This is a genomic window from Polynucleobacter sp. MG-5-Ahmo-C2 (assembly GCF_018687735.1).
Classification (GTDB): Bacteria; Pseudomonadota; Gammaproteobacteria; order Burkholderiales; family Burkholderiaceae; genus Polynucleobacter.
In genome coordinates, this window is record NZ_CP061304.1 from 1,339,856 (window position 1) to 1,360,875 (window position 21,020).

18 protein-coding genes, 1 other RNA gene and 1 pseudogene are annotated in these 21,020 nt (G+C 46.7%); 4 read left to right on the plus strand and 16 right to left on the minus strand.

All coding sequences use genetic code 11. From position 1 onward, the window contains the following. Window positions 1–12 precede the first annotated feature (12 nt). The 10 genes and pseudogenes from lapB to gyrA form a co-directional block, all read right to left on the minus strand. Window positions 13–1,224: a lipopolysaccharide assembly protein LapB gene (gene lapB / locus C2740_RS06910; RefSeq protein WP_215292625.1), complete on the minus strand. Its 1,212-nt coding sequence runs from the start codon at window positions 1,222–1,224 to the stop codon at window positions 13–15. Between the two features lie 66 nt (window positions 1,225–1,290). Next, a pseudogene (locus C2740_RS06915) lies at window positions 1,291–1,629 on the minus strand (integration host factor subunit beta); the annotation flags it as partial. Between the two features lie 52 nt (window positions 1,630–1,681). After that, complete coding sequence (gene rpsA, locus C2740_RS06920) at window positions 1,682–3,355, minus strand: 30S ribosomal protein S1 (protein ID WP_087909260.1); 1,674 nt, start codon at window positions 3,353–3,355, stop codon at window positions 1,682–1,684. A gap of 134 nt (window positions 3,356–3,489) precedes the next feature. Further along, window positions 3,490–4,152 (minus strand): (d)CMP kinase, encoded by a 663-nt coding sequence (gene cmk, locus C2740_RS06925; protein ID WP_215292632.1) that lies wholly within the window; start codon window positions 4,150–4,152, stop codon window positions 3,490–3,492. A 4-nt stretch (window positions 4,153–4,156) separates the two neighbouring features. After that, window positions 4,157–5,482 carry a 3-phosphoshikimate 1-carboxyvinyltransferase gene (aroA, locus tag C2740_RS06930; RefSeq protein ID WP_215292634.1) on the minus strand — a complete coding sequence of 442 codons (1,326 nt, stop codon included), beginning with the start codon at window positions 5,480–5,482 and terminating at the stop codon, window positions 4,157–4,159. Then, window positions 5,482–6,363 (minus strand): prephenate dehydrogenase/arogenate dehydrogenase family protein, encoded by an 882-nt coding sequence (locus C2740_RS06935; RefSeq protein ID WP_215292635.1) that lies wholly within the window; start codon window positions 6,361–6,363, stop codon window positions 5,482–5,484. The genes aroA and C2740_RS06935 overlap by 1 nt, the downstream gene beginning before the upstream one ends. 18 nt (window positions 6,364–6,381) lie before the next feature. After that, window positions 6,382–7,503 (minus strand): histidinol-phosphate transaminase, encoded by a 1,122-nt coding sequence (hisC, locus tag C2740_RS06940; RefSeq protein ID WP_215292636.1) that lies wholly within the window; start codon window positions 7,501–7,503, stop codon window positions 6,382–6,384. 43 nt (window positions 7,504–7,546) lie between these two features. After that, window positions 7,547–8,626 (minus strand): prephenate dehydratase, encoded by a 1,080-nt coding sequence (gene pheA, locus C2740_RS06945; protein WP_215292638.1) that lies wholly within the window; start codon window positions 8,624–8,626, stop codon window positions 7,547–7,549. After that, a complete protein-coding gene (gene serC, locus C2740_RS06950) occupies window positions 8,626–9,723 on the minus strand; it encodes a 3-phosphoserine/phosphohydroxythreonine transaminase (protein WP_215292640.1) in 1,098 nt (365 codons plus the stop codon). Before serC ends, pheA begins: the two co-directional genes overlap by 1 nt. A 26-nt stretch (window positions 9,724–9,749) precedes the next feature. Beyond that, on the minus strand, window positions 9,750–12,446 hold the full coding sequence (gyrA, locus tag C2740_RS06955) for a DNA gyrase subunit A (protein WP_215292642.1): 2,697 nt from the start codon (window positions 12,444–12,446) through the stop codon (window positions 9,750–9,752). A 159-nt stretch (window positions 12,447–12,605) separates the two neighbouring features. On the opposite strand from gyrA, the gene ompA reads away from it, so the two are divergent. From ompA to ssrA, 4 genes are all read left to right on the plus strand, one after another. Then, window positions 12,606–13,181 carry an outer membrane protein OmpA gene (ompA, locus tag C2740_RS06960; RefSeq protein ID WP_215292644.1) on the plus strand — a complete coding sequence of 192 codons (576 nt, stop codon included), beginning with the start codon at window positions 12,606–12,608 and terminating at the stop codon, window positions 13,179–13,181. Window positions 13,182–13,278: 97 nt separating this feature from the next. Further along, entirely contained in the window at window positions 13,279–13,968 is a 690-nt protein-coding gene (ubiG, locus tag C2740_RS06965; RefSeq protein WP_215292645.1) for a bifunctional 2-polyprenyl-6-hydroxyphenol methylase/3-demethylubiquinol 3-O-methyltransferase UbiG, read from the plus strand. Further along, window positions 13,965–14,645: an HAD family hydrolase gene (locus tag C2740_RS06970; protein ID WP_215292647.1), complete on the plus strand. Its 681-nt coding sequence runs from the start codon at window positions 13,965–13,967 to the stop codon at window positions 14,643–14,645. The genes ubiG and C2740_RS06970 overlap by 4 nt, the downstream gene beginning before the upstream one ends. A 72-nt stretch (window positions 14,646–14,717) precedes the next feature. Next, window positions 14,718–15,076, plus strand: a transfer-messenger RNA (tmRNA) gene (gene ssrA, locus C2740_RS06975). A gap of 72 nt (window positions 15,077–15,148) precedes the next feature. Here ssrA and C2740_RS06980 read toward each other — a convergent pair. From C2740_RS06980 to C2740_RS07005, 6 genes are all read right to left on the minus strand, one after another. Next, window positions 15,149–17,227 (minus strand): TonB-dependent receptor domain-containing protein, encoded by a 2,079-nt coding sequence (locus tag C2740_RS06980; protein WP_215292649.1) that lies wholly within the window; start codon window positions 17,225–17,227, stop codon window positions 15,149–15,151. Window positions 17,228–17,311: 84 nt separating this feature from the next. Then, entirely contained in the window at window positions 17,312–17,497 is a 186-nt protein-coding gene (gene hemP / locus C2740_RS09415) for a hemin uptake protein HemP (RefSeq protein ID WP_251369616.1), read from the minus strand. A gap of 3 nt (window positions 17,498–17,500) precedes the next feature. Further along, entirely contained in the window at window positions 17,501–18,148 is a 648-nt protein-coding gene (locus tag C2740_RS06990) for an energy transducer TonB (RefSeq protein ID WP_215292651.1), read from the minus strand. A 73-nt stretch (window positions 18,149–18,221) separates the two neighbouring features. Next, a complete protein-coding gene (locus C2740_RS06995; protein WP_215292653.1) occupies window positions 18,222–19,379 on the minus strand; it encodes a class I SAM-dependent methyltransferase in 1,158 nt (385 codons plus the stop codon). An 18-nt stretch (window positions 19,380–19,397) separates the two neighbouring features. Then, entirely contained in the window at window positions 19,398–19,949 is a 552-nt protein-coding gene (locus C2740_RS07000; RefSeq protein WP_215292655.1) for a carboxymuconolactone decarboxylase family protein, read from the minus strand. Between the two features lie 9 nt (window positions 19,950–19,958). Beyond that, entirely contained in the window at window positions 19,959–20,960 is a 1,002-nt protein-coding gene (locus tag C2740_RS07005) for a tripartite tricarboxylate transporter substrate binding protein (RefSeq protein WP_215292657.1), read from the minus strand. Window positions 20,961–21,020 lie beyond the last annotated feature (60 nt).

Below are 21,020 nucleotides of genomic sequence, written 5' to 3' on the forward strand. Positions count from 1 at the left end.
GTATTCAAGACATCACATTGAGGGGCCACTTGGTGCGGCACCCTCACTACGTCTTGGGGAGTATGCCTCCCAATTATTACAGCCAGGACACTGCCAATAGAATCTACGCGCCCTAAACCCGCAATTGCCACAAGTATATCGAGCCAAACTGGTGGTGCGCTGACGTAAGAGGTTCAAAATTGACTGCAACTCCAAAACCCTTTCAGGATTGGCGCTACCCTCCTCTAAAGCAAGACGGGTTTCAGCCAACTTAGATAGAGCACTCAAACTAGGGGAATGCTGCATTACATCGGCGAGCATCATATTTGCAGCCTGTGGCCCCCGAATTTTCATGAGCTGCTTATGCACAATATCGAGTAACTCGCCAGAAGCCTGAGTCTTGAGCAAGTCACACAGGCGATCCAAGCCCTCATCAACCTGATTGATTGCTGCATGAGCAATCATCCAACGATCCGCCAATAAATGCATATATGCCGGGTGTGAGGCAGCCACCAATCTCCAAGCTTCAATTGCCTGTGCTGGGCGATCCATAGCCATTAAGTAATCACCCTGCAAAATCAAAGCACGCGCATGATTTGGTACGGCCTGCAAGGCGCGCTGAATAGTCTGTTCAGACTCCTCTAGATCTTTACGACGCAAGGCTTCTTGACCTAATTCACAATGAAACTGAGCAATCTCAGTTTGATGTGATTTGCCCTGCAACTTCTCAAGCTCATGGGCTGCGATGATGGCTTTTTTCCAGTCACGCTCTACTTGATACATCTCAAGCAAACTTTCTTTTGCTGGAACGGCAAACTTACCTTCCCCCACGCGATTCAATGAAGCTTCAGCGCGATCGAGTAAGCCGGCACGTAGAAAATCGCGGCCCAATTCATAAGCAGCATGATCCCGATCACGTGGCTTCAAGTCATCGCGATTTGCTAAGTGCTGATGAACCTTAATAGCTCGCTCAGTTTCACCACGACGACGGAATAAATTACCCAATGAAAAATGTAACTCAACCGTTTCAGGATCTAATTGCGCAATCTTGACAAGGGTTTCAATCGCTTGATCAGGCTGTTCGTTTAATAGAAGACTGAGTCCTTTAAAAGTTGAGCGCTGCTGACGCATACGCTCGCGCTCATCCATGCGGTTTTCAAGACGTAAGTCCCAGCGAGATGCTAGCCATCCAATACCAAACATGACTGGTAGCAGCAATAACCAGGATGTCGCTATCTGAATCATGGCGTGCAGAAATTAAATAAAAAAATGGCCCGAATGGACCACTGAGGATGAGCCTGAATGTTAGGCACCAGAACCCTCTTTGGGGCCCGCCTGTTTCAGCGGCTTGTAATCCACTCGCTCACGCAACTCTTTACCAGGCTTGAAATGGGGAACACGTTTTTCTGGAATCAAGACCTTATCACCAGACTTGGGATTACGACCGGTGCGTGCAGGACGATGATGAAGTACAAAACTGCCAACGCCACGCAATTCAATGCGTTTACCCTCAGCCAAAGCATGAGTCATGGTATCCAGCAAGGTTTTTACTGCTAGCTCAACATCCCTAGGCAAAAGCTGCGGAAATTGTTCCGCAAGGCTCTCTACTAGTTCGGAGCGAGTAATAGCTTGTTGCTCTTGATCTGTCATGATCTATCAAAAAAAGATCGCCGCTCCCCCACTGGAAAGCGGCGATATTGCTTTAACCCTGATTGTCCATTTTTGCTTTTAACAAAGCACCCAAATTGGTTGTGCCAGACTGCGCATCACCTTGGAGCTTGCTCATTGCATCTTGTTGATCAGAACTGTCTTTTGCTTTAATTGAAAGATTGATAACGCGTGACTTACGATCGATATTAATAATCATTGCAGTTACGCTATCGCCCTCTTTCAATACATTGCGCGCATCTTCAACGCGATCGGTTGAGATCTCAGAAGCACGCAGGTAAGCTTCAACTTCATCAGCCAAGTGAATCGTTGCACCCTTAGCATCAACAGCCTTCACAGTACCAGTAACAAGGCTACCCTTGTCGCTTACGGATGTGTAGTTATTGAATGGGTCGCCAGACAATTGCTTGATACCGAGAGAGATGCGCTCTTTCTCAACATCAATTGCCAATACTGTGGCTTCAACTTCATCACCTTTTTTGTATTTCTTAACAGCTTCTTCGCCTGGCTCATTCCAAGAGATATCAGAAAGATGTACTAGGCCATCGATGCCGCCAGGCAAGCCAATGAACACACCAAAGTCGGTAATCGACTTGATTGCGCCAGTAAGCTTGTCGCCTTTTTGTTGGGCACGTGAGAACTCTTCCCATGGATTTGCTTTGCACTGCTTGATGCCCAAGCTAATACGACGCTTGTCTTCATCAATATCCAGAACCATGACTTCAACTTCGGTTCCCAATGCAGTGGCTTTGCTTGGAGCAACGTTTTTGTTGGTCCAATCCATTTCAGAAACGTGTACCAAACCTTCAATACCAGATTCGATTTCAACGAATGCGCCGTAATCAGTCAAGTTCGTTACCTTGCCGAACAAACGGGTATTCGGTGGGTAACGACGAGCGATGCCAACCCATGGATCATCACCAAGCTGCTTCACACCAAGTGAAACACGGTTCTTCTCTTGATCGAACTTCAAAATCTTCGCGGTAACTTCTTGACCAACAGTCAACATCTCGCTTGGGTGACGCACACGACGCCATGCCAAATCAGTGATGTGTAAGAGGCCATCGATACCACCGAGGTCAACGAACGCGCCGTAATCAGTGATGTTCTTAACGAGGCCAGTTACGACAGCGCCTTCTTTAAGGTTAGACATCAACTTAGCACGCTCTTCACCTTGGCTAGCTTCAACAACCGCACGACGTGACAACACTACGTTGTTACGCTTACGGTCAAGCTTGATAACCTTGAACTCCATAGTCTTACCTTCGTAAGGACTAGTGTCTTTAATAGGGCGTGTGTCAACGAGTGATCCAGGCAAGAATGCGCGGATACCGTTCACCATCACAGTCAAGCCACCTTTGACCTTACCAGTAACGGTACCGGTAACGATCTCAGCTTGCTCGAGCGCTTTTTCCAAATTCATCCATGATGCCAAGCGCTTCGCTTTGTCACGGGAGAGGATGGTGTCGCCATAGCCATTTTCAAGGGCATCGATAGCAACAGAAACGAAATCGCCAGGAGCTACTTCAATCTCGCCAGCGTCGTTATGGAATTCTTCAACAGGAATAAACGCTTCAGACTTTAAGCCAGCGTTAACAACGACGAAGTTATGGTCGATGCGGAGAACTTCAGCCGAAATAACTTGGCCGGTCTTCATATTCGATCGGGTTAATGATTCTTCAAATAATTCTGCAAATGATTCAGACATGTGTATTCACTTTGTGCCGCCAGAAGGCCCGACGGGTTAGGTTAAAAAAGCCTTAAAGAAACACGCTAATGAAATAATCGCGTTGTGGAGTTTCTTAAGACGCCAAAACTACTACTTACATCTACCGCTAAAAACTAAACAATCGCAGATTGATACCAATCTAAAACTGTCTTAACTGCTTGATCTATCGATAAATCTGATGTTTCAAGCACTTTTGCACCATCTGCAAGCAAGAGGGGGGCGGCACCTCGACTACTATCTCTGGCGTCGCGCTCCTGCAAATCTTGCAGTAAGTCAGAAAGTTTAGCAGAAATTCCCTTAGCTATCAATTGCTTATAGCGACGTTCCGCCCTGGCAGCAGCAGTGGCGGTCAAGAAAACCTTCAAAACCGCGTCTGGGAAGATAACGCTGGCCATATCCCGACCATCAGCAACTAGGCCTGGGGAATGTCGAAAACTACGCTGCAAGCCCACCAAAGCAGATCTCACCTCCGGATGAACCGCCAGAGTAGAAGCTCTTAAACCAATGTTTTCTGTGCGAATGGCGTCCGTAACGTCCTCGCTATCTAGAAAAACTTGGCTATTTTTGAATGAAATCAGTAACTTAGGAACTAAAAGGCCTAATTCTGGGCCATTTTTGACATCAATTCCGTATTTTTCACTAGCCAAGGCCACTAAGCGATATAGCGCACCGCTATCCAAATAATGAAAACCCAACTTTTCGGCTACCAGGGAAGCAACCGTACCTTTACCTGAGGCGGTAGGTCCATCGATTGCGATAACTGGGTAAGCGCTCATGAAATTAATTAACTACCTTCGCAAATTCTGCAAAGTAGCTTGGGAAAGTTTTAGCGACGCAATTAGGATCATTGATTGTCAGAGATTGAGGACCAAATGCTACGAGAGAAAAGCACATGGCCATACGATGGTCATCGTAAGTATCAATACCTTCGGCTGGCGACTTCCAGTCACCCAGGGATGGAGCAGTGATAACAATATAGTCGGCACCCTCTTCAACAGTCGCACCCACTTTTCTTAATTCTGTTGCCATCGCCGCGATGCGATCGGTTTCCTTCACTCGCCAACTGGCAATATTATTCAATCGTGTTGGGCCCTCAGCAAACAACGCTGCAATAGCAAGCGTCATTGCCGCATCTGGAATCTCAGTGCAATCCAGTGTGATGCCATTCAACTTTCCATTCGCATTCTTCACACCAGAAACTTCAATCCAATCTTCCCCAGCAGTGATATTGGCACCCATCAAGGCAAGCGCATCAGCAAATGCTACGTCACCCTGAATACTGTCATTGCCAACACCCAGCACTCTTACAGGACCAACACCAATAGCACCCAGTGCTAAAAAGTAAGAGGCAGAAGAGGCATCGCCTTCAACCGATAGCTGACCAGGGCTCTTGTAAACAGCGTCCGATGTTTTGGCTGGTATGACAAACGACTGGCCATCAGGGCAAGCGACATGCACGCCAAAACGTGCCATCAATTTCAGAGTGATATCGATATATGGGCGAGAAATCAGTTCGCCAATCACCTCAATACGAACGGCTTGTTCCGCAACAAGCGGCAAAGCCATTAACAAAGCAGTCAAGAACTGGCTGGATACATCACCACGCACCTTTACAACATCTTTAATCTGAATATCTGCCGCCAAAATCTGAATCGGTGGATAACCTTCCTGTAATTCATATTCAATCTTGGCGCCTACTTGACGCAAGCCATCAACTAAATCACGAATCGGCCTTTCGTGCATTCGAGCTACACCGGATAAACGATAGTCTCCACCCTGCATTGCGAGTGCCGCTGTCAGTGGACGAATCGCAGTACCGGCATTACCCATGAAGAGATCTGCTTGGCGCACGGGGAAGCGAGCGCCATAACCATCAACTACGCAAACTTTGTCAGCTTGATCAGTTACAGACAGGCCTAACTGACGCAAAGCATTCCGCATCACTTGAGTGTCATCAGCATCAAGTAAATTCTTGAGCGTAGTAGTGCCAGAAGATAGTGCTGCCAGAAGCAATACACGATTGGAGATGCTCTTGGACCCAGGCAACACAATCGAGCCCTGAGCTCGCTTGAATGGTCCAATCTGAGTACTAGGTAAATGGCCCATCAGGCCCCATCCAAATCTTGACGCGCTTTACTGGCCTTGTTAAATAGCTTCTCCAAGCCTGCACCATCACCTTCGGCAACCAATTTGCGCATGTGATTGACGATTAATAAATACTGATCCAACTCTTTCAATATCGCAGTAGGGTTACCCAAGCAAATATCACGCCACATTTCTGGACTAGAGGCAGCGATACGGGTGAAGTCCCTAAATCCAGCACCCACATGATCTAATTTTTGATCAGCATCTTCCGAGTTCACAACGTTCGCCATTAAGGCGTAAGAAAGAAGGTGTGGCAGGTGGGAGACAGCCGCATAAATTGCATCGTGCTGCACGCTACCAATCTTTTTTACTACCGAACCAACTGACTCCCAGAAGCCGACAATCAAGGCAGTATCCTCAGGAGAGTTCTCTTGCAATGGACACACAATCGTTTGCTTGCCTTCAAATAAGTCAGCCCTTGCAGCGCTAGCGCCATGTTGTGCGCCACCAGCAATTGGGTGGGCTGGCACAAACTGACATGCCTTTTTACCCAATACTTCTTTCGCAGCCAAGATCACATCACCCTTAGTACTCCCAGCATCAGTAATCATGGTGCGAGACTCAAGATGCGGCTCTAGAGCTTCAAATGCTATTCGCATTTGTGCAACTGGCATGCATAACACAATCAGGTCTGATTGCTTGGCTGCTTCCACTAAATCGACTACCCCATCAATCGCACCCATCTTTTGTGCTTGATCTAAATTTTCTTTGCTACGACCAACGCCAAGCACCTTAGTAACTACACCAGCTTGTTTCAGCGCTAAACCCAAAGATGCGCCAATCAAGCCAACACCCACAATGGTGACAGTGCCGAAATTACTTGAAGGATTAATGATGACCATAGATAAAAGTCTTGTTTTTTATTTCGCCAGGATTGCTGTGAGTGCGTCAATAAAAGCCGCATTCTCTTGTGGCAAACCAATCGAGATGCGCAACCATTGCGGCAAGCCGTAATTACCAACAGGGCGCACAATGATGCCGCGTTTAAGTAACTCCAGATTAATACGTGCACCCGCCTGATCATCTTGACCCACTCTCACCAAGACAAAATTTCCTGCGGATGATAAATAAGTGAGATTCAATTGTTCGAAAGCGTTGGTCAGCTGTTCGTAACCAGCCCGATTGAGCTCATACCCTTCTTGCAAAAATACTTTGTCTTGAAACGCTGCAATGGCAGCGGCTTGGGCAAGACTGTTCACGTTAAACGGTTGACGAATACGATTCAGCAAATCGGTTAGGTGGGGTTGCGCAACGCCATAACCAATTCGCAAGCCAGCTAATCCATACGCTTTTGAAAAGCTACGGGACAAAATCATATTGGGAAAACGCTTCACCCAGGCAATCGCGTCATAGCGCTGCTCTGGGCTGAGATATTCGTTATAGGCCTCGTCAAGCACAACAACGACATGTGATGGCACAGCCTGCAAGAAATCTTCAATCTCTTTTGCGCTGAGATAGCTGCCAGTTGGATTGTTTGGGTTGGCAATGAATGCCAACTTTGCTTTATCTCCAGCCGCTTGAATCGCAGAAAGCATTGCTGGCAAGTCATGGCCATAACTCTCTGTAGCAGCAACCTCAACTGCTTTAGCCCCCACCGCTTGGGTTGCCAGGGGATAAACAGCAAATGCATGTTTAGAGAAAAATACTTCATCGCCTGCTTGTGCAACTGCGCGTGCCGCCAATTCTAAGATGTCATTACTGCCATTGCCCAACGTAATCCAATCACTTGGGACCCCCAAGCGCTCAGACAATACATTCTTTAATTCAAAACCATTGGAGTCTGGATAGCGGCCCAAATCGCTAGCAGCCTTCAGCATGGCCTCTTGCGCAGACTTGGGCATTCCCAATGGATTCTCATTGGAAGCCAGCTTCACAATCTTGCTTTCATCCAAACCATACTCACGCGCAACTTCACTAATAGGTCGCCCACCAACATAGGGCGCAATCGCATGAATGTGTTTTAGACCAATCTTGGAAGTCATTCGCAGGCTAACTAATGTAGTTACTAATTAAATTTATAAATATTTAAGCTGAGTGAGGATAAGAACCCAGGTTCTTATAAAAAGCTGCAATTTCTTTTAATTCCTCTAAAGCCTTTACTACTTTGGTATCTTGCGCGTGGCCAGCAATATCAATATAGAAGTGATATTCCCAAGTGCCTTTGCGCGCAGGACGAGACTCAAAACGGTTCATCGACACCCCATGCTTTGCCAAAGGGGCAAGCAAGCGATGCACAGCGCCGGGCTGATTATCAACCGATAAGACTAAAGAAGTTTGATCTTTACCGGTTGGCTGGCACTCATAAGCGCCAACTACGACAAAGCGAGTGCGATTATGCGGATCATCCTGAATCTGGGCAGCAACTGCTTGCAAGCCATAAGTCTCTTGCGCAGGATCACCGGCAATCGCAGCCAAAGTAGGATCATTGGCAGCCAAGCGAGCAGCCTCAGCATTACTACTGACTGCTTGGCGCTTTAAGTTGGGAGCATGCAGGCTCAACCATTGTTGGCACTGCGCCAGTGCTTGCGCGTGAGCACAAACTGTTTTTACACCATCCAAGCTACCACTTTTCGTTAGGAGATGATGGCGAATTGCTAGCACAACTTCGCCGCTAATCTGCATGGAAGAATCTAAAAGCAAATCCAATGTACGTGAGATAGCGCCTTCGCTAGAATTTTCAACAGGCACAACGCCAAACTGTGCGGCACCCTTCTCTACCGATTTAAAGACTTCATCCAAACTTGCACAAGGCAGCCCAGCAATTGAGTGGCCGAAGTAAGTTTGGGCAGCCTGTTCAGAGAAAGTGCCGGCAGGTCCGAGATACGCAATCGTTTGACGAGCTTCTAAGGCTCTGCAGGCAGACATGACCTCGCGCCAAATCGCTGCGATACCATCAGGCAATAAAGGTCCAGAGTTGATTTCCTGAAGACGAGCGACGACCTGACGCTCACGCTCAGGACGAAACACTGGAGACGAGAAGCCACCTTTGATGTGACCAACTTCTTGCGCTGCTTTAGCACGCTGCGTCAGTAAATCCAAAATCTCTGCATCTAATGCATCGATTTTTTCTCGCAGGGGAGCTAAGCGCTGCTCTTCAGTACTCATTAAGCCCGCCTTTCAAAATCACGCATAAATTCAATTAAAGCTTTAACGCCTTCTAGCGGCATTGCGTTGTAAATACTTGCACGCATACCACCTGCAGCTTTATGACCGCGTAAAGCAACTAAACCCGCAGCATGAGATTGCGCCAAAAACTCCGCATTCAAAGACTCATCTTTTAGGAAGAAAGTCACATTCATACGAGAGCGGCAATGTTTTGCAACGCGGTTCTCAAACAGGCTGCTTTGATCCAAAAACTGATAGAGCAAGTCGGCTTTTTCTTGGTTACGCTTTTCAATAACCTTAACACCACCCTGCTTGAGAAGCCACTTAAATCCTAAACCTGCCATATAAATCGAGAAAGTCGGTGGTGTATTAATCATGGATTGTGTGCCAGCCTGAATAGACCAGTCCCAAATTAACGGGGTGATCCCCATGCAATGACCCAGCAAGTCTTTCCGGACAATCACAATCGTGACACCTGATGGGCCAATGTTTTTCTGCGCGCCACCGAACCAGACACCACACTTTGTGACGTCCATCTCTTTAGATAGGATATTGCTAGAGATATCTGCAACCAGAGGAACTTTACCAACATCTGGTACATCCGCAAACTCCACGCCACCAATAGTTTCATTAGCGCAGTAGAGAACATAAGCAGCGTCATTCGACAACTTCCAGTCACTTCTTGGGGGAATGGTATTGAATTTTTCTGCTGCAGAGGATGCCGCTAAATTAGCTACACCGTACTTCTGAGCTTCTTTATAGGATTTTTCTGACCACACGCCAGTAACGATGTAATCCGCCTTAGGGCCATTCTTGGCCAAAGGCATCAGATTCATTGGGATAGCTGCATTTTGTCCGAGACCCCCGCCTTGCAAGAGTAAAACTTCATAGTTACTCGGAATATTCATCAGGCCGCGCAGATCCTGCACCGCCTCTTCATACACCTCCATGAACTCTTTACTCCGATGGCTAATCTCCATCACGCTGGTACCAAGTCCACGCCAATTCAGCATTTCATCGGCCGCCTGCTTCAACACCTCTTCAGGCAAAGTGGCGGGCCCCGCAGCGAAATTAAAAATGCGGCGGTCAAAACTCATAGTCTTAGCTAATTAATGATGACGCCTTAAGCGTCACCTGCCGCATCAGTTGATGGATCAGCAGAAATTTCACCCTCTTCCGCCTCATCACCTTCATCATCTGAATCGCTTTCAGCAATACGTTGCAAGCCAGACAAACGAGTGCCTTCATCCACGTTAATCAAGGTAACGCCTTGTGTGGCACGACCCATCTCACGAATTTCAGAAACACGTGTACGCACCAAGACACCGCCAGTGGTAATCAACATGATTTGATCTTCTGGGGACACCAAGGCTGCAGCAACTACTTTACCGTTGCGCTCAGACGTCTGAATTGCAATCATGCCCTTAGTGCCACGTCCATGACGTGTGTATTCTGTAATAGGCGTACGTTTACCGTAACCATTTTCTGTAGCAGTTAATACGCTATTTGGAATCGCAACACCATTGGCGTCCACTACTGCAGCTTCAGCGCCCTCAGCAGCCTCAGCTGGAGCAACCAACATTGCAATCACTTGGTGACCTTCACCCAAGTTCATGCCGCGTACACCGCGTGCAGTACGACCCATTGGGCGTACATCGTTCTCATCAAAACGCACTGCTTTACCAGCGTCAGAGAACAACATCACATCATGCTGACCATCAGTAATCGCGGCGCCAACCAAGAAGTCATTCTCATTCAAGTCGACAGCAATAATGCCGGCTTTACGAGGATTGGAGAAGTCAGACAAACGGGTCTTCTTCACGGTGCCCAAGCTAGTTGCCATAAAGACGTATTGGTCATCCTGATAACCCTTAATTGGGAGAATCACAGTGATCTTTTCGCCTTCGATCAATGGGAACATATTGACGATGGGTTTACCGCGTGAAGTACGGCTACCCTGGGGAACCTCCCATACCTTCAGCCAATACATGCGGCCACGGTCAGAGAAACAAAGAATAGCGTCATGCGTATTGGCTACGAATAAGGTGTCGATCCAATCCTCATCCTTGGTAGCAGCAGCCTGCTTGCCACGCCCACCACGTTTTTGTGCGCGGTATTCACTCAATGGCTGACTCTTCATGTAACCAGTGTGTGAAAGCGTTACCACCATGTCTTGCGGCGTGATCAAATCTTCCGTGAAGAGTTCAGTTGCATTCATTTCGATGAATGAACGACGACCGCTATCACCACCGGCTTTACCAAACTCTGCTTGAACTTCTTTAAGTTCGCTTTCGATGACTTGAGTAACACGCTCTGGCTTTGACAACAAATCTAACAAGTCAGAAATCTCTGCCATCACTTCTTTGTACTCATTAACAATCTTGTCTTGCTCAAGACCTGTCAAACGTTGCAGACGCATCTGCAAAATTTCTTGCGCTTGGCTATCAGAGAGGCGATACAAACCCGTAGTCTGCATGCCGTACTCAGGCAACAACCCTTCAGGGCGATAGGCATTGCGACCACCTGGCGTATCCGTCTCGGCGCGTGCCAACATCTCACGCACCATCGAAGAATCCCATGCTTTACCCATCAACTCTTGCTTGGCAACTACTGGATTTGCGGCTGCTTTAATAATGGCAATGAACTCATCAATGTTTGCCAATGCAACAGCGAGACCTTCTAAGACGTGACCACGCTCACGCGCTTTACGCAGTTCAAAAATGGTACGACGCGTCACCACTTCACGGCGATGCTGTAAGAAGTACTCCAGCATTTGCTTCAAGTTGAGCAAGCGTGGTTGGTTATCTACTAATGCCACCATGTTCATGCCAAAGTTATCTTGTAATTGAGTGCTCTTATATAAATTATTGAGAACGACTTCAGGCACTTCACCGCGCTTTAACTCAATCACAACACGCATACCGGATTTATCTGATTCATCACGCAAATCAGAAATACCCTCAACTTTTTTCTCATTTACTAACTCAGCAATACGCTCGAGCAAGTTCTTTTTATTTACCTGGTATGGCAACTCATCAACGATGATGGCCTGACGTGCACCCTTATCGATATCTTCAAAGTGGGTCTTGGCTCGCATCACTACACGACCACGACCAGTTCTATAGCCTTCGCGAACCCCTTGAACACCGTAAATGATGCCGGCAGTCGGGAAATCGGGGGCTGGGATGATCTCAATCAGCTCGTCAATCGTGCATTCTGGGTTGTGCAAGACGTGTAAACAGGCTGTAACCACCTCATCCAGGTTATGGGGAGGGATATTGGTGGCCATGCCCACAGCGATGCCCGAGCTACCATTAATTAGCAAATTCGGCACTTTGGCAGGCAGAATCAGGGGTTCTTTCTCGCTACCGTCGTAATTTGGCCCAAAATCGACCGTTTCCTTGTCCAAATCGGCCAAAAGCTCATGGGCAATCTTGCGGAGGCGAATCTCGGTATACCGCATCGCAGCAGCGTTATCGCCGTCCACAGAGCCAAAGTTACCCTGTCCGTCAACCAGCATATAGCGCAGAGAGAAATCCTGGGCCATTCGAACAATGGTGTCATACACCGCAGAATCGCCATGTGGATGGTATTTACCGATTACATCGCCAACTATACGGGCAGATTTTTTGTAAGCGCGGTTCCAATCGTTGTTTAATTCATACATCGCAAATAAGACCCGGCGGTGAACCGGTTTGAGGCCGTCACGTACGTCTGGCAGGGCTCTGCCGACGATGACGCTCATAGCGTAGTCCAAATAGGACCGCCGCATTTCGTCTTCAAGGGATATTGGTAGTGTTTCTTTAGCGGCTTGTTCCATCTATAAATAATATCATTTTGATGACAGGTGACCCCTATGCTAAGATTCTGTCAGTTTGTACGAAATTGAGATGTGTCGCTTTGCGGTTTTTTGCTTCAAAGTAGGGCGAATTACATTTAAGTTTGACTTTAATTAAAAAGAGATTTTTGAGGACTAAAAATGAACAAAACCCTAAAACTGTTGCTCGCTTCTGTTATTACTGTTTCTGCAACTGCAGCAATGGCTTCTGATAACTGGCAAAACGGCGATGGCCACTTAAACTGGAAAAACGGCGACGGCACATTGTGCTGGCGTGACAACAGCTGGACACCTGCAACTGCTGCTAAGGGTTGTGACGGTGCCTTGACAGCTGCTGCTGGTGCTGCTTCTGGCGTTAGCCAAAGCAAAATCACTTTGCAAGCTGACACACTGTATGACTTCAACAAATCTGACTTGAAACCAGAAGGTAAAGCTACTTTGGACAAGATCGCTAAAGATTTGAGCAAGATCAAGTTAGAAGTCATCATCGCTGTTGGTAATACTGACAGCGTTGGTACAGATGCATACAACATGGCCCTAGGTCAGCGTCGTGCTCAGTCAGTTAAGACTTATCTGACAAGCAAAGGTGTTGACGGTAGCCGCATCTACACAGAATCAAAAGGCAAGAGCAATCCAGTTGCATCCAATGCAACTGCTGAAGGCCGCGCTAAGAACCGCCGTACTGACATCGAAGTTGTTGGTACAGCTGCTAAGTAATTCTTTTTACTTGTAAAAAAGCCCGCTTCTTGCGGGCTTTTTTATTTCCGCTATATTCGTAGCATCCTTAATTTGCCCCACTCACAGGCCAATCAATATGAACGTAGACCAATCTGAAATCGCTAAATTTAGCGCCCTGGCCCATCGCTGGTGGGATCCTCATAGCGAATTCAAGCCTTTGCATGCCATTAACCCCCTTCGGCTTGGTTGGATCAAGTCCTTCGTGAGCTTAGAGGGTAAAAAAGTTGTCGATATTGGTTGCGGTGGCGGCATCCTTGCCGAATCAATCTCTCAATCAGGCGCAGATACCACTGGTATTGATTTATCCGAAAAGGCACTCAAGGTCGCTGAGCTACATGCATTGGAAGTGGGTGCTAACCTCACTTATCGCTCCATCTCAGCTGAGGCGCTAGCAGATGATCAGCCAGGACAATACGACGTAGTGACCTGCATGGAAATGCTTGAGCATGTTCCAGACCCTGCGTCTGTAGTGCGGGCCTGCGCCAAACTTTGTAAGCCAGGCGGCACACTCTTTTTTAGCACTTTGAATCGCAGTCCAAAGTCCTACTTATTTGCCATTATTGGCGCTGAATACATTCTCAAACTTCTTCCCAAGGGCACTCACGAATACGCCAAATTTATTAAGCCTTCAGAACTCCTTGCCTTCACTCGCGCTGCAGACTTAGAAATGATTGGCATCAAGGGCCTTAGTTACAACCCGCTAACTCAGGTATATAGCCTGAATGATGATGTAGATGTGAACTACATGATTGCCGTTCGGAAATGAATGGGGCACTAAGCCCCTATGACGGGGTATTTTTTGATCTTGATGGGACCTTGGCGGATACGGCACCTGATCTAGTTGCAGCCACGAATCAACTGCTGGAAGCTCGCAATCTCGCTCCCAAGCCTTACGAATTTTTACGCCCCTATGCGTCTGCCGGCGCGCGCGGCCTTCTCGAAGGGGCCTTCGGTATTGCTCCAGACCATCCTGATTTCATTTCACTACGTGATGAGTTTTTTGCAAACTATGAAAAAGCACTTCTAGTCCACAGTAAATTATTTGATGGCATGGATCACTTACTTGAGCAAATTGAGAAAGCAAATCTTCCTTGGGGGATTGTTACGAACAAGAGTGAACGTTTTACCCATCCACTCACAGATTTAATGGGCTTGCGTCAAAGAGCAGTCTCAACGGTTTCTGGTGACACAACGCCACACGCAAAACCGCATCCAGAACCTATTTTGCATGCTGCCAGAATCGCCAATATCGACCCTACAAAATCAATTTATGTAGGCGACGACATTCGTGATGTGATTGCAGGTAAAGCTGCAGGCATGCTGACCGTAGCTGCTGCATACGGCTATTGTGGTTGCAAAGAGCCCCCTGAGGCCTGGGGAGCTGATCACATCATCAATAACCCTCTCGATTTATTACAAATCATCTTCCCCAATAGGGGATAACAACACTTCTAAAAGATATTGGGCAATTTAAGGCTAGCGGCTTTAAAATGGTGCCTCCTGTGCATGAACTCTGGGGTCGACATGGTTTCGACGTGGATTACAAAGCATCAAGGGCATACCGAGGACCCGTTATCTCGTAAATCAATGGGAATGTAATAACTGCAAACGACGAACGTTTCGCACTAGCCGCTTAATTGCGGTTGCCCCTGAACTGATTCTCTCTTGGGTCAGGTAGCGCAAGCTACATCAGGGTCATATACAAGAGATAAGATCATTTCATGTCACGGGGAATGATTCGAAAACTTAGTGAATCGTCAGCAAGGAACGTGTCAATCCGTGCCTAACTGATTAAATTAAATGATATGACTAAGTATGTAGAACTTGTTGTAGAGGATTTGCGGACGCGGGTTCGATTCCCGCCGACTCCACCATTTTGAAGTGTGTAACAGTCCAACGCCACCCACCAGGGTGGCGTTTTTCTTCTCATCAAATGAGTGTGTGTATCAATTAAATTGATAACTCATGCCAGCTTGAAAGTTGAGTGGTGCCCCAGCAAAAATACCATCTGGGCTACGACTGGAAATATATCTCTTATCAAATACATTATTAATTACCCCAAATACTTTCCAGTCTTTATTGACAGCATAATTTGCACTCCAATTCACCGTTGCAAAGGAGGGCACTTCACCTAAAGTTCCAATTGCATTTTGCTCAACAGTATTTGCTGAGTCGGCATACTGAGCGGAAACATAATGAAGACTAACTAAAGTATTGAACCCATTCTTCTCGTAGCCGACGCCTAGGTTAGAAGTCAATTTAGGCGTGTAGGGAATGCGGTTGCCATCTGGTCCTAATGAGTTTGTTCCCACAAACTTTGCTACTGGTATATAGGTAGCGTTTCCATTGAGACCCCAACCACGCCCTAACTGATATGCCAAAGCCAACTCAGCGCCTTGATGCAAGCTTTTGCCACCGTTCGCCTTGGAAATTCCAGCAGCCAAACTTTGGTTCACAATTTGATTGCTAAAGTTCATACTAAAGACTGCCGAGTCATAGGAAAAGGCGCCAGAACGTCCTCGTAGGCCCAATTCCATATTCGTTGAACGCTCCGGCTCTAATTGCTGATCTACTCCTTTGTCATTAATCGCAGTCGCCAGTTGAGCGGGAGCAAAGCCCTTGTAAATACTTCCATAGGCCTGAGCCTGGGGTATTAATTGCCACGTAGCTCCGATCTGCGGAATAGTTTCTACATTTTTAGCACCACCCGCTTTACCAGTCATGACGTTAGATCGAGTTTGGTTATAACTTTCAACGCGCACCCCGGGGATCAGTGCAAAGTCTTTGCTTATTAGAAAACGATTTTGACCATACATTGCAACTGAGTTGGCTTTATTGTCTTCATGCAAAGAGAGTTGACCAGAGTACGCCAATGTTTTAGAGCTCACCAGTTGATTAATTTGTGATTCTGTATGCAAGCGAATGCCAAACTCGGATTCATTCTGAAGCCCTAGAGCACTATAGGCATGAGTCACTCGCGAATCAATGCCTAACATTTGAAACTCTCGATTACGCCCAACTAAACAATTGGATCCCATATTACAAGCATTAAAAACCGTAGCATCTTGTGTGCGATTGACAATGCTCTGTCTCCAATAATCTCGCGTTAACTTACTCCAATACATTAATGTATTAATCTTGGTTTCGGGGCTTATCTCAATTGAGTGATTGAGATCCACTGCATTTCTTTGGGTGACGAAGCGATCATTGGGCGCGGGATTAGCAGTCGATCTATTGCTGAACTGATTGGGGCGCAGTCCAACATAGGAAGTGTTGATATCGTTGTCGTAATGTGTGTACTTGAGACTCAACCACTGATTCTGATTAATCTCGACACCACCCTTCATTAAGATGTCGTACATCTTAAAACCATTGCCCTGATATCCACTGGATTCCGATTGAATCAGGTTTATTCCACCGATTGCACCATTGGAATCCGATCTACCCCCTGCCTCAATCTCAGCCAATCGATAGCCATAATTACCTACTTTGCCAGTCAACTTAAAGCCTTGTGCAGGTGTTTTGCTGAGGTAGTTAATAACACCGCTAATATTAGAGGGTCCATATTGAAGTCCGGATGCACCTTTCAAAACCTCAAGACCGCCGATTCTTTCCACAGGTGGACTGTAGTAAGAGGCGTTTGATATAAATAAACTTGGCTGAATGGGAGCGCCATCTTCAAGCAATAGGACTTTTGAGCTACGACTTGGATTTAGACCGCGAATACCAATATTGGGAATGGCACCAAAGCCACCTTCATCTCCGCGAATATTGACGCCAGGAATGGTTTTTAATACATCTTGCAATGACTGTGGTTGCAACTCCTCCATCCGCTTCTGATTGATAACATCAACAGTACCGGGAATACTACTAAGCGCATTCTCCTCTCGTCCAACAATATCAATTCTGGGTAACTCAATCTGCTGCGCTTTTAGCAAGCCAGAAAATGAGCTTCCATACAACAATGCTAGGGATGAAAACCATGCAACTTTATTTCGCGAGCGAAAAATATCTTGATGCTTCATATACTATCTCCAGTGATAACAACATAAAATCGCTGGCTATATGCATATGAAAATGCTCTTGCTGGCTAGTAACTGATTTCAGGCTTACTTAGTGAGAATTAATTTTCCTAATTTAGTGATGCGTAATTGATAGAAATAACCATCGTGCAGAATCACAAGCTGCTTCATTTGCCCCAACAGGGCCTCGCTTGAAATAGTCTTTGGAAAATGTTGAGAATGCGTGGAGTGATTTTTTAGTAACTCCACATCTAGGGTATTTGTCTCACTCAATCACTAACTCTCAAGAGTGAATTGAATCGGGGTGTGATAACACCGCAAAGTTGAACTAGCAACGACAGACGGTATTGGCGTAAATCTCCACTCCGCCAAGGTCCTGAGGGCTGAACGATCTAAATGCTGGAAGCCTGAGCTCTTAACAAGGCCCACATCATCAACCGTACCCTGTTGATTGATGCAGAGCTTGATGACAACTAGGCCCTGCTCCTTAAGGTGCCTACTAACCAGCGGGTAATGAGGCTTTGGGCCATGCACAATATTCCGGGAGGTAATTTCTGCGGAATGAGCGCCTTCCTCGCCAACAACTCCAGGCACATTCGCAGATTGAGTCACACTGGAAATGGCGGTAGATGATGGCGCATGAGAGTTGGCCTGAATAGGGTATTTACTCTGGCTTGATAGATCATTGCCGGCATTCGTTAAATTGATAGATAGGACTCCAAGTGTAGACTCTCCAGCGCCAATGGCAGTGCCGAAAAGCAAACAAAGCAAAACCAAGAAATGAGAAATGCTTACAGCTGAAATGAGTAGTAAGTTTCTGGGCCTCAAACTACAGAGCAAGCTTCTTCCTTCAAAGATGATTGGGTTATATGTAGAAGAATTTACTGAAAACTTTTGTAGTAAATGACTACTATTCGCATTCATTTTAAGGATGATGCTTTTGATTAACAACCATGATCCCTATGGGGGCGATGGTTATAAGGGTATTTGTATTAGACTATTTTGAAGCTAAACGCCAAAGTGAGGTGACCTCAGCTGAGCGGGCAGCATGAAGTGCATCGGTTTTATCAAACGCCTTTTGATGCTGAGGTTTAGTATCGAAACGAGCCATCACTTTTAAGCCGGCAGCATCAAACCAAGCAAGCAATTCTTCTCGAGTACGTAAACCCAAATGCTCAGCGAGATCCGAAAGAATGAGCCAGCCTTCACCGCCAGGTAATAAATGATCTTTTAAATTACTTAAAAAGCCTTTTAGCATCTGGCTCTCTGGATCATACACAGCATGCTCAAGTGAAGAACTCGGCCTTGCTGGCAACCAGGGTGGATTACAAACAATCAGCGCTGCTTTTTCTGTTGGGAATAGATTGGTTTTGAGGATTGTAATTCGGTCACTTAAGTTCAAGCGAGCAATGTTTTCTTTAGCACAAGCAATGGCGCGATCATCTTGGTCGGTTGCAATAATCTTAGTGATTTCTCGCATAGCCAATACAACCGAAAGCACCCCGGTACCCACGCCGATATCAAAAGCAATCGAGCTTTTCTGAATAGCAGCAGGTAGTGGCGCCTTCAGAACCAATTCAATATATTCCCCGCGGATTGGAGAGAACACTCCATAGTGTGGATGAATGCGAATCTCTTCATCATCTCTTGCAAGAATCGGGACGCCCTTCTTGCGCCACTCATGGGCGCTAATAACACCAAGCAGCTCCCGCAAAGAAATGGCATAAGGCTCTGTCTGCTCTCCATAAGCCTCAAGACAGGCGCTTGCAACATCCGGAGCGCGCCTTAATGAAATACTATGGTCTGCATTAATCGGGATCAGCACCATCCCTAAAATGCGTGCTCGCTGAGATTGCGCTAAGCGATGAAGATTGAAGGTGTCTAAAGGAGTCTTCGTTTTCTCTTTAGCAACTCTATCCACTCTAGTGGACTTCTTGGAAGGCTTATCAACTCTCCTCACCAAGGCCTGCAGAAGCTGTCTAGCATTCTGAAAGTCACCCTTATAAAGCATGGCAGTACCTTCACAGGCCAAGCGGTAGGCAATGTCAGCCGTTAGTGTATCGTCCGCAATCTGAATTTTTTTATGGGGCGCAATGCCATTTTCTGAATGCCATCTTGCCGAATGGATTTGACCACCCTCATCCCACTGGATCATGTATTCAGCTTGATTCAATTAGGCTGGCGGATGATCTTCAGGGTTTACGTCCAAGGCAATCAAGAAACGGGAGACCATGTTGTAAGCAGCTATGACTGTTACCAACTCTACAGTATCGGTGCTTCCCAATTCTTTTTGCAGGCGCTTCATCAACTCAGAGTCCACCTTGATATTGCGAGTCATCTGAAAGGTTAAATCAACAGCATCATTCTCTACTTGAGTAAAAAGATTTCTAGGAAATTCGGCCTGACCAATCAACCTAAGGCCCCGAACCTGCTCCTCAGTGCCACCAGCTTTCTGAAAAGGAGGGGCATGATGAAAGAACTCGTACTCTGCGCCATTCAATACTGCTACACCGCACATTGCCAGCTCACGGAGCTTTGGGTCTAAAGACAGATTGTTACGAATCTCACCAATAAAGTGATTCCAGCCCTCTGCGATCGGCACGCTATGCAAAAGCATCCGGTCTAGATTAATGAACTGGCCACCACGTCTTTTGCGGATGGCGGCAACTAACTCGGCTGGCTCTGCCAGATCCATTGGTTGATACGGAATTAAACGTTCGGACATATTTACTCTCTACTGACCAGTTTCTTTAATATTGTTCTCGATTACGAACTTGCCCCAGATACCAATTTGTTTGCCAATAAATTCACGGGCCGTCTCAGGGCTACCGCCAACGATTTCAATTCCTTGGGATTTAAATTTCTCGGCAACTGCAGAGGTTTTTAGCACTCTATTCAAAGCCTTATTCATAGCATCCACAAGCGCAGGCGAAGTTTTCCCTGGGGCGATCACCGCCCACCAAGCTGGTGCGCTAAAGCCTGGGAAGCCGCTTTCAGAAACTGTCGGTACATTAGGCAACGCTGCTGTTCTTTTAGCTGTCGTGATAACCAAAGGAATTACTCCGCCACTATCGATGTGGGGCTTAACTAAGAACTCTGAACCAACAGCCAATTGCACTTGACCACCCAAGGCATCTTGCATCAGGGGGCCGCCACCGCGATAAGGAATGTGATTCCAATCAAAGCCCGCTTGCTTAGCAAGGCGAGCCATGGATAAGTGCCCCAGGCTTCCAATACCAATCGAGCCGTAACTAAATGGTTTGCCAGCCTTTGATTGTTCTGCTAATTGTTTAAAGCTGGTAATACCAGAGCTCTTGCTTGCCACCAAAATCATTGGTGAAGTACCTACCAAAATCACAGGCGCGATATCTTTAATCGTATCGTAGGGGAGTTTGTCTTTGAGACTAGGATTAACACCGTGCGTATCAAATACCACTGCAAAGGTATAACCATCTGCATCAGCCCTTGTTAATGCTGAGGTACCAATCACACCAGAAGCACCGCCGATATTTTCGACGATCACGTTTTGCTTTAATTCGGATTGCAAGGCTGGCGCCAAAACACGGGCAACCTGATCCACTGAACCGCCAGGCGGAAATACCGCAATCAAGCGAATCGGTTTTTGCTTAGGCCACGTTCCCACACCAGCCGTTTGGGCAACTGCCAAGCTACCCGCCCCCAAACTGAATAGCACTAGAAATAGGGCTCTTTTGGCCATTTTGGCTAGATACAGCATGGGTTGTCTCCTTAGAACAAGACCTCAAGATTACCACCCCCAGGATCTAATTGCTCGATA

What these genes read in the sequence shown, in the direction of transcription:
- lapB (WP_215292625.1), bottom strand. Translation starts at nt 1,224, where the DNA reads ATGATTCAGATAGCGACATCCTGGTTATTGCTGCTACCAGTCATGTTT.
- rpsA (WP_087909260.1), bottom strand. Translation starts at nt 3,355, where the DNA reads ATGTCTGAATCATTTGCAGAATTATTTGAAGAATCATTAACCCGATCG.
- cmk (WP_215292632.1), bottom strand. Translation starts at nt 4,152, where the DNA reads ATGAGCGCTTACCCAGTTATCGCAATCGATGGACCTACCGCCTCAGGT.
- aroA (WP_215292634.1), bottom strand. Translation starts at nt 5,482, where the DNA reads ATGGGCCATTTACCTAGTACTCAGATTGGACCATTCAAGCGAGCTCAG.
- C2740_RS06935 (WP_215292635.1), bottom strand. Translation starts at nt 6,363, where the DNA reads ATGGTCATCATTAATCCTTCAAGTAATTTCGGCACTGTCACCATTGTG.
- hisC (WP_215292636.1), bottom strand. Translation starts at nt 7,503, where the DNA reads ATGACTTCCAAGATTGGTCTAAAACACATTCATGCGATTGCGCCCTAT.
- pheA (WP_215292638.1), bottom strand. Translation starts at nt 8,626, where the DNA reads ATGAGTACTGAAGAGCAGCGCTTAGCTCCCCTGCGAGAAAAAATCGAT.
- serC (WP_215292640.1), bottom strand. Translation starts at nt 9,723, where the DNA reads ATGAGTTTTGACCGCCGCATTTTTAATTTCGCTGCGGGGCCCGCCACT.
- gyrA (WP_215292642.1), bottom strand. Translation starts at nt 12,446, where the DNA reads ATGGAACAAGCCGCTAAAGAAACACTACCAATATCCCTTGAAGACGAA.
- ompA (WP_215292644.1), top strand. Translation starts at nt 12,606, where the DNA reads ATGAACAAAACCCTAAAACTGTTGCTCGCTTCTGTTATTACTGTTTCT.
- ubiG (WP_215292645.1), top strand. Translation starts at nt 13,279, where the DNA reads ATGAACGTAGACCAATCTGAAATCGCTAAATTTAGCGCCCTGGCCCAT.
- C2740_RS06970 (WP_215292647.1), top strand. Translation starts at nt 13,965, where the DNA reads ATGAATGGGGCACTAAGCCCCTATGACGGGGTATTTTTTGATCTTGAT.
- C2740_RS06980 (WP_215292649.1), bottom strand. Translation starts at nt 17,227, where the DNA reads ATGAAGCATCAAGATATTTTTCGCTCGCGAAATAAAGTTGCATGGTTT.
- C2740_RS06990 (WP_215292651.1), bottom strand. Translation starts at nt 18,148, where the DNA reads ATGAATGCGAATAGTAGTCATTTACTACAAAAGTTTTCAGTAAATTCT.
- C2740_RS06995 (WP_215292653.1), bottom strand. Translation starts at nt 19,379, where the DNA reads ATGATCCAGTGGGATGAGGGTGGTCAAATCCATTCGGCAAGATGGCAT.
- C2740_RS07000 (WP_215292655.1), bottom strand. Translation starts at nt 19,949, where the DNA reads ATGTCCGAACGTTTAATTCCGTATCAACCAATGGATCTGGCAGAGCCA.
- C2740_RS07005 (WP_215292657.1), bottom strand. Translation starts at nt 20,960, where the DNA reads ATGCTGTATCTAGCCAAAATGGCCAAAAGAGCCCTATTTCTAGTGCTA.